An 8,012-nucleotide genomic window follows, 5' to 3' on the forward strand; every position below is an offset into this window, starting at 1 on the left:
AATCTGCGCTTCATAACCATCTGCGTAACGGTAGTTAAACTCAGTGATATTACGCCGGTGTAAGGCTTTAATAAACCTTTTATAGCTGCCAGGTTTCTCCGGTAGCGTCACTGCCAAGATCGCTTCGCGCTTTTCGCCAATTTCCGTTCGCTCTGAAATGTAACGCAAACGATCAAAATTCATATTTGCGCCAGACACGACCGTTAACAAGTTCTCACCCTGAACCCCGGTTTGCTCAACATATTTTTTCAGGCCTGCCACACCAATCGCGCCAGCAGGCTCCGCAATGGCGCGGGTATCGTCAAAGATATCTTTTATCGCTGCGCAGATCTCATCGGTACTCACCGTGATCACATCATCGACATGATCCTTACAGATATCAAACGGCAATTTCCCGATCTGGCGCACAGCCACTCCATCAGCAAAAATACCCACCTGATCTAGCGTAACGCGCTTACCGGCTTTTTTCGCAGCTAACAAACAAGCCGCATCCTCAGGCTCTACGCCGATCACCTTAATTTCAGGGCGCAGATATTTAATGTATGCAGCCATCCCCGCAATAAGGCCCCCGCCACCGCAAGGAATAAATACCGCATGCGCTGCGTCCGTGTGCTGCTTTAGCAACTCCATTGCAACCGTTCCCTGACCGGCTATCACGTCTTCATCATCGTAAGGAGGGATGTAAATCAAGCCTTTCTCTTTTACTTGCTCTTGAGCATAGGCTGACGCCTCGTCAAAGGTGTCGCCAACAAGCACCACTTTCGCACCACGCGCTTTGACCGAACTGACCTTAATTTCCGGCGTCGTTTTTGGCATTACGATCGTAGCTTTGATACCCAGTGTCTTCGCGGCTAATGCCAAGCCCTGCGCATGATTACCCGCAGAGGCAGCAATCACGCCTTTCGCCTTATCGATATCGCTAAGCTGTCGAACGCGGTTGTATGCGCCGCGTAGTTTGAACGAAAACACAGGCTGCAAATCTTCACGCTTCAAAAAGATCTCATTGTTAAAACGCTGCGAAAGACTTCTCGCAGGCGTTAAAGGTGACTCAATCGCCACGTCATAAACCCGCGCATCTAGAATTTTCTTAATATAGTTGTTCAGCATAAATAACTCGTTTCCGCAGCAATATTTTGGGCTCAGCCCGCGTTCAGCACTCAAAGAGATGCGCAATCTTAACCAAATTCGTGCTCTATAACGAGTGGATAAAGGCGCTTTACTCTGCTATTAATAGGTGTTTTGGAGATACGCATTTTTAGCGGCCATTCACCTTATGATTTGGATACCTATTGCATTGAATCAGCAAGGACGTTGCAGTGAATAAAGTGAAATCCTCGCAAAATATCCTCGTTGTCGACGATGCGCAATCTAGCTTGCTGATTATGGAGTCAATTCTGGCATCTACGGGCGCGCGCGTGTTTCTAGCCAACAACGCGGAAGATGCTCGCAAAGTGCTACAGCAACACGATCTCGCGGTGATTTTTCTCGACATCATTATGCCTGATATTTCTGGTTATGATCTAGCAGAAGAAATTCATAACAGCGCCCGCGCCCGCTACGTACCTATCATTCTGATGACAGCCCAAAACATCGGCAATGAAGACCTTCAGAAGGGCTATAAGCACGGCGTTGTAGACATCCTGACGAAGCCCCTAATACCAGAAATCATACTCCACAAAGCAAATGTATTTCTGCAACTAGACAATCAAAAAAGCATTATCAAAGAGCAACAAAAAGATCTTAAAAGCGCGTTCAAACGCTTGCAGGACTTTGCTCGTCACGACCAGCTAACAGGCCTGTTCAATCGAGAGCAAATTACCAATATGCTGGCGCGATTAGTCGGCCGTGGCAAAACACGGGCTCAGAAACTAGCAGTAATGTTTCTTGACCTCGACCACTTTAAAGTAGTCAACGACTCCTACGGGCATGCAGCAGGTGACCTGCTTTTACGCAGCATTGCACTCAGACTGAAGCAATGCGTTCGCGATAGCGATTACGTCGCGAGACTAGGTGGCGATGAGTTTTGTATCGTCCTAAACGACTTAGAAAGCCCCAATACAACAAGTCAAATTGCGATGCGTATTCTTGAGGATCTTTCCAAACCGCACAACATCAATAGTCATGAAATTCTCACAAGCACCAGCATCGGTATTGCTGTTTACGACGGAACGCAAACGTCGGCTAGTAAGTTGTTAAAAAATGCGGATGCAGCAATGTATCTCGCCAAAAACAAAGGTCGCAGCCAATACGCCTACTTTTCTGAAGAGCTAGAGCAAGATGCCAGAATGCGGATTGAGCTTGGAACTAAACTCAAGAACGCAATCATTAATGATCAACTCGAGACCTATTTCCAGCCTCAATATAGCGCGACGACAGACCAAATAGTGGGTCTAGAAGCCCTTATGCGCTGGAGAATAGATGGCCAATTCATAAGCCCAGTATTATTCATCTCGATTGCAGAAGAGCGCGGCTTCATTAACGAACTAGGCCTTTGGATACTCAACGATGCTTGTCATAAGCTGAAAGACTGGCAAACACGTAAAGTCTTGCCCCCATCCGTGACCATAAGCGTCAATATATCAAGCAGGCAACTCCAGTTTGATGGTTTTCTTGAATCTCTCCGGTCCACTATTGCAGATTCACGCATCGAGCCTGAGTGTTTAGAGCTCGAGCTCACAGAATCAGCTGTCATGTCAGACCCAGAGCATTGCGTTCAAATCTTTAGGCAAGTTCACCAACTGGGCTGTAAAATATCTGTGGACGATTTTGGAACCGGCTATTCGTCGCTCTCATACCTAAGCTCCTTACCTCTAGATGCGATAAAAATAGATCGTAGCTTCGTTAACGATATCATTACCGATGGCGTCAATCAGACAATCGTAAAAGCCATCATTGCGCTATCTCATAATCTCGGTTTAAAAGTCGTCGCGGAAGGTGTAGAAACCGAAGAGCAATTGAACTTCCTCAAAGACAATCGATGCGACGTCATGCAGGGCTATCTGCTAAGCCGCCCGGTTCCTGCCGACGAGCTTGAAAGCATTGCTTTAAATGGCTGAGCTTGCCCCCTATACTGCACGAAATTCTAGAACTTCATCAGGAATGCTTAATGACTCAGGACGAACTTAAAAGCGCGGTGGCGCTCGAAGCCGTTAATCTCATCAAAGGTCAGCTAGATAGCGACAGCATTATTGGCATTGGCACAGGCTCTACCGCCAACTTTTTCATCGACCACCTTGCTGAGCTCAAACACACCTTTGACGGCACGGTCGCAAGCAGCGAGGCCAGCGCCGAACGATTGAAATCTCACGGCATTCCAGTCTACGAGCTCAACAGTGCGCCAAAACTCGATTTTTATATTGATGGTGCTGACGAGTGCAATGCGCATCTTGAATTAGTTAAAGGCGGCGGCGGAGCGCTCACCAGAGAGAAAATCGTTGCCGCTGTCGCGAAAACCTTTGTCTGTATTGTAGACGACACCAAACAAGTTGATCTTTTGGGCGCATTCCCGCTTCCGGTAGAAGTGATTCCAATGGCGCGTAGCTATGTCGCGCGCGAATTGGTGAAACTGGGCGGCGACCCCGTTTGGCGCGAAGACTTTATTACGGATAATGGGAACCTTATTCTTGACGTCCACAACATGAAAATTCAGTCGCCGATCGCTATGGAAGAGCAAATAAACCAGATCACGGGTGTGGTCACAAATGGCCTGTTTGCCGCGCGATCAGCGGACATTCTTCTTGTCGGCACCAAAAATGGTGTAAAAACGTTAAAAGCAGCGGTTTAGATATCGCGAGAAGCTTGGTTTGACTGGGCTAAGGCCTTATAATCGCGAGCCTTTATTCTAGCGCTCACGTTGAGGAAACTTACATGATTTTTGACAACATCCCAGCAGGTAAAGATCTGCCAAACGATATTTACGTTGCGATTGAAATTCCTGCAAACAGCAGCCCAATCAAATACGAAATCGACAAAGACATGGGCGCCGTGCTTGTTGATCGCTTCATGGCGACACCTATGTTTTACCCTGCGAACTATGGTTTCATTCCACATACGCTTGCTGATGACGGTGACCCATTAGACGTTTTGGTTATCACTCCTTATCCCGTATTGCCAGGCGCCGTTATTCGCTGCCGTCCTGTTGGCATGCTGAACATGGAAGACGAAGCGGGTGGCGACGAAAAGTTGGTTGCCGTTCCTCACGACAAGCTATCCACTGCGTATAGTGACGTTAAAGATGTTGATGACCTTCCGCCTCTGTTAAAAGATCAGATCCAGCACTTCTTCGAAAACTACAAAGATCTTGAAGCGGGCAAATGGGTGAAAATTATCGGTTGGGAAAACGCGGATGCAGCGCGCGCCTCTATCGAAAAAGCGGCCGCGGCCTACACAAAGTAAATCGTGACGTTTAAAAAGGGCCTAAGGGCCCTTTTTTATTGCCTACAAAAAGACGTAAACTCGTCAAGCATGACGCCCGCGATCAATCTACTCAACAAGCAGAAGATTTCTCATACCGTGCATGCCTACGAGCATGATCCAAACCATGGTGCCTACGGTTTGGAAGCGGCAGAAAAGCTCGGTTTTAATCCAGAGAAAGTGTTTAAAACACTCATCATCGAGCTAGACGCTAGCAAGTTGGCATGCGTCATCATCCCTGTTGCAGAAAGCCTCAATCTTAAAAGTGCCGCAAAAGCACTGGGCGCGAAGAAGGCAAGCATGGCCAAAGTCGAAGACGCTGAGCGCTCGACGGGCTATATCAAGGGTGGTGTTAGCCCGTTCGGACAGAAAAAACGATTACCGACGATTGTCGATGCCTCCGCAGAGCACCTAGAAACCTTGCTAGTGAGCGGCGGCCGAAGAGGCCTGGATATTGAAGTCCGCACTGAAGACTTATTGAAAATTCTCAGAGCGAAACTCATCAAGGTGCGCGCTTAGCACATTTCGATTTTTAGGGCTCGAAACGATATAAGTTGCCCAAATCGGTCAGAAAGTACATCCACTGATCGGGCCCAAGTACCGTATCGCGAACCCGTTCGTCAAGACTTTCGAACAGTCGCTGTTCTGCCGTCACTCTCGTCATTGATGCATCTAGCACAAGCACATTTACGTGACGCAACTTCAGCGCACCAGCATAAAGCTTGTTCCCAAACATACTCAAGCTGCTTGGCGCGATGGAAGGCACATAGTACTTGACCGGTTGCTCCATGCCTTCACGATGCGTACCTTCTCCAACGTCTATGGGGCCCCAATACTCTTTACCATACGAGATAACGGGCCAACCATAATTCGCGCCACGCTGAATGATATTGACCTCATCACCACCTCTCGGCCCATGCTCTATTGACCAAAGAACATCGGTTTCCAGGTCATAATGCATGCCTTGCGGGTTTCGGTTGCCATATGCCCAGATCTCGGGCTGCGCGCCTTTTACAGCGTAAAACGGGTTATCTTCAGGAATACGCCCGTCATCATGCAATCGAAGTATTTTACCCGCATGACTCGAAAGCTCCTGAGCCCATTCGCGCTCGCCTCGATCACCAGAGCTAAAATAAAGATACCCCTGTGCATCAAACGCGATCCGGCTGCCAAAGTGTCGTCCACCCGATGACTTGGCGTTGCTCACAAAAAGCTCTTCAAAATCGCGCACGCGCGCATCTTTTATTCTGAACCGGGCCAAGGCCGTTGAAGCTTCGTCATCATCCGGCTTACTGTAGGTCGCATAAATCCACGCATTTCTCTGAAACTGCGGATGCAGTGCCAAATCGAGCAAGCCGCCCTGCCCGCTGAACCATACAGGCCAAACGCCCTGAATCTGCGTCTTTTTGCCTGAGCCCAATTCAATAAACTGAAGTTGACCTTCTCGCTCACTCACCAAGGCGGTATTGTGACTAACAAATTCAATCGACCAAGGCAAAGCAAAACCACTGGCGACTTTCTCCAACTGATTGGCGTATGTTGGGTTCACGACCGCCAGTAACAACAGAAACATCAGTTTTTTTGAGCATTTCATCTTAATTCTTCCGGTATTTCCCAGGCTGTTCGCTCCATATACTAATCCCATCATTCGTTAGATGACAGGAGAGACGCATGAACTATTTGAGACGTAATGAGGAACGGGGTCAGGCCAACTTTGGTTGGCTGGATAGCAAACACAGCTTTTCCTTTGGTCACTACTACGACCCTCAGCACATGGGCGTATCGGTGCTTCGCGTCATCAACGACGATACCGTCGCACCCGGCGCAGGCTTTGATACACATGGCCATCAAAACATGGAGATTATCTCCTATGTTCTTGAGGGTACGATTGAGCATAAAGATAGTACCGGTAACCATTACCAGATACCTGCAGGCGAAGTACAGCGAATGAGTGCCGGCACTGGGGTAACACATTCTGAGCACAATGCCTCCAAAGAGGCTCCTCTGAAGTTTCTTCAGATATGGATTCAGCCTGAAGTGCAAAACATTGAACCGAGTTATGAACAACGCGCAATAGAACAGAATACCGCGTTAACTCCTTTAGTCACCCCCGATGGTGAAGGCGACTCGTTGCACGTACATCAGGACGCGCGTATCTATCGTTTGCGCCTCGCTACAGACGAGACTGCCACGCTGACGAGTCGGGGCAATCATAGTTATTTGCATGTCATAAAGGGCTCAGCAGAGTTTCAGTTTAATGATGCAACAACCACATTGAAGGCGGGCGATGCTCTGGGTGGTGCGATAGCGTCCACTGACCATGTGCAGGCTCAGGCAAACAGCGACGACTTCGAAGCGCTCTGGTTTGAACTTCCCTGATGGCGCAGCGCACGTTTTTGGAACCACCTAAGCCAAATGGATAAGAGATTCACAACATGACAAGCGATCCGATCTTTTGGCTATTGGCCATCACTGGCGTCATCATCACCGGTATTTCAAAGTCGGGCTTTGCCGGAGGCGCCGGTGTTGTCGCCGTGCCACTATTGAGCTTTAAAATTGGGGTGCTCGAAGCCACAGCAATTACCCTACCGCTTTTGCTTGCGATGGATGCGCAAACTCTGCGCTACTACTTTCGACAGATAAATTGGCCTGAATTAAGGGGCTTAATTCCCGGCGCGCTGGTCGGCATATTTCTTGGCGGCTTTGCCATGGGATCGGCCTCCGATTCGGCCCTCATGCTCGGTTTAGGTATTCTATGCATTCTGTTTGCGCTTTGGGCGCGACTACAACAAGCACTAATGCGCTTTAAAGGCGCTCGTTTTTTTTGGTCGACAAGCTCTGGTTTAAGTAGCACGCTCGTACACGCCGGCGGCCCACCGATCAATATCTACTTTGTATCCAGAGCGCTTCCAAAAGCAGCGTGGCTCGCTACCGCTGGTGCGTTTTTCGCGATCATGAATGCCATCAAGTTGATTCCCTACTCTCTAAACGGGCAATGGTCTCTGCAGTTGGTCGCGATCAGTGTCGTGCTGTTACCAATGGCCTACTTGGGCGTTTGGCTGGGCAAACAGATTCAAGGTCGCTTGAGCGAGACTCAGTTCATGCAAGCGTGTCGTTTTCTGTTATTCGCTGTTGGGGTCAGTTTGATTTGGAAGGTCGTTTAAAGCTGGCTGAGGGTATCCAACTATCCAACGTTTGACGGCTGCTGGTTTCGTAACAGGGCTTCCATTGCTTCCTTATCAAGCGGTCTCGAAACGTAGTAACCCTGAACATAGTCACATCCAAGGGATCTTAGAAGATCAAGCTGCGCTTCATTTTCTGCGCCCTCAGCAACAACTTTCAAATCAAGAGAATTACTCAATACGACAATCGCCTTGGTAATCGCCTGCTGAGCTTTGGAGCACTCAATATTGTCGATAAACTCTCGGTCGATCTTAAGCGTATCTACGGGCAGGTGGCGCAAATAACTGAGCGATGAATAGCCCGTTCCAAAGTCGTCGATCGATACCTTGATGCCAATCTCGCGTAAGTCCGCAAGCCGCTCGCTTACTCCCTGAATGTCTTCTTTCAGGGCACTTTCTGTCAGCTCTAATTCAAGA

Annotated in this window: 9 protein-coding genes; 6 read left to right on the top strand and 3 right to left on the bottom strand. The window is 48.7% G+C overall.

What is annotated here, in order from left to right; genetic code table 11:
- A partial coding sequence (ilvA, locus tag A3751_RS11140; protein WP_068455823.1) for a threonine ammonia-lyase, biosynthetic occupies nt 1-1,107 on the bottom strand: 1,107 nt, incomplete at its 3' end.
- A gap of 209 nt (nt 1,108-1,316) precedes the next feature.
- On the opposite strand from ilvA, the gene A3751_RS11145 reads away from it, so the two are divergent.
- From A3751_RS11145 to ybaK, 4 genes are all read left to right on the top strand, one after another.
- Nucleotides 1,317-3,056 carry a bifunctional diguanylate cyclase/phosphodiesterase gene (locus A3751_RS11145; RefSeq protein ID WP_068455826.1) on the top strand — a complete coding sequence of 580 codons (1,740 nt, stop codon included), beginning with the start codon at nt 1,317-1,319 and terminating at the stop codon, nt 3,054-3,056.
- Nucleotides 3,057-3,106: 50 nt separating this feature from the next.
- A complete protein-coding gene (gene rpiA, locus A3751_RS11150; protein WP_068455829.1) occupies nt 3,107-3,784 on the top strand; it encodes a ribose-5-phosphate isomerase RpiA in 678 nt (225 codons plus the stop codon).
- An 83-nt stretch (nt 3,785-3,867) separates the two neighbouring features.
- Nucleotides 3,868-4,395 carry an inorganic diphosphatase gene (gene ppa / locus A3751_RS11155; protein WP_068455832.1) on the top strand — a complete coding sequence of 176 codons (528 nt, stop codon included), beginning with the start codon at nt 3,868-3,870 and terminating at the stop codon, nt 4,393-4,395.
- Between the two features lie 69 nt (nt 4,396-4,464).
- On the top strand, nt 4,465-4,932 hold the full coding sequence (ybaK, locus tag A3751_RS11160; protein ID WP_068455835.1) for a Cys-tRNA(Pro) deacylase: 468 nt from the start codon (nt 4,465-4,467) through the stop codon (nt 4,930-4,932).
- A 13-nt stretch (nt 4,933-4,945) separates the two neighbouring features.
- Here ybaK and A3751_RS11165 read toward each other — a convergent pair whose 3' ends face one another.
- Nucleotides 4,946-6,007, bottom strand: a complete 1,062-nt coding sequence (locus tag A3751_RS11165) for a PQQ-dependent sugar dehydrogenase (protein WP_068455838.1) — start codon at nt 6,005-6,007, stop codon at nt 4,946-4,948.
- Nucleotides 6,008-6,084: 77 nt separating this feature from the next.
- Here A3751_RS11165 and A3751_RS11170 point away from each other — a divergent pair, with 77 nt between their 5' ends.
- The gene (locus tag A3751_RS11170) at nt 6,085-6,792 is read left to right on the top strand and encodes a pirin family protein (RefSeq protein WP_068455843.1); all 708 of its coding nucleotides are present in this window, start codon (nt 6,085-6,087) and stop codon (nt 6,790-6,792) included.
- Between the two features lie 56 nt (nt 6,793-6,848).
- On the top strand, nt 6,849-7,577 hold the full coding sequence (locus A3751_RS11175; protein ID WP_068455845.1) for a sulfite exporter TauE/SafE family protein: 729 nt from the start codon (nt 6,849-6,851) through the stop codon (nt 7,575-7,577).
- 20 nt (nt 7,578-7,597) lie between these two features.
- Here A3751_RS11175 and A3751_RS11180 read toward each other — a convergent pair.
- Nucleotides 7,598-8,012: EAL domain-containing protein (locus A3751_RS11180; RefSeq protein WP_156492393.1), on the bottom strand; the 415-nt coding region annotated here is incomplete at its 5' end.

The sequence above is a fragment of the Oleiphilus sp. HI0080 genome, from assembly GCF_001635135.1.

Bases quoted from the DNA above. Each gene is read 5' to 3' on its own strand.
- rpiA (WP_068455829.1), top strand. From the start codon at position 3,107: ATGACTCAGGACGAACTTAAAAGCGCGGTGGCGCTCGAAGCCGTTAAT.
- ybaK (WP_068455835.1), top strand. From the start codon at position 4,465: ATGACGCCCGCGATCAATCTACTCAACAAGCAGAAGATTTCTCATACC.
- A3751_RS11175 (WP_068455845.1), top strand. From the start codon at position 6,849: ATGACAAGCGATCCGATCTTTTGGCTATTGGCCATCACTGGCGTCATC.
- A3751_RS11165 (WP_068455838.1), bottom strand. From the start codon at position 6,007: ATGAAATGCTCAAAAAAACTGATGTTTCTGTTGTTACTGGCGGTCGTG.
- A3751_RS11170 (WP_068455843.1), top strand. From the start codon at position 6,085: ATGAACTATTTGAGACGTAATGAGGAACGGGGTCAGGCCAACTTTGGT.
- ppa (WP_068455832.1), top strand. From the start codon at position 3,868: ATGATTTTTGACAACATCCCAGCAGGTAAAGATCTGCCAAACGATATT.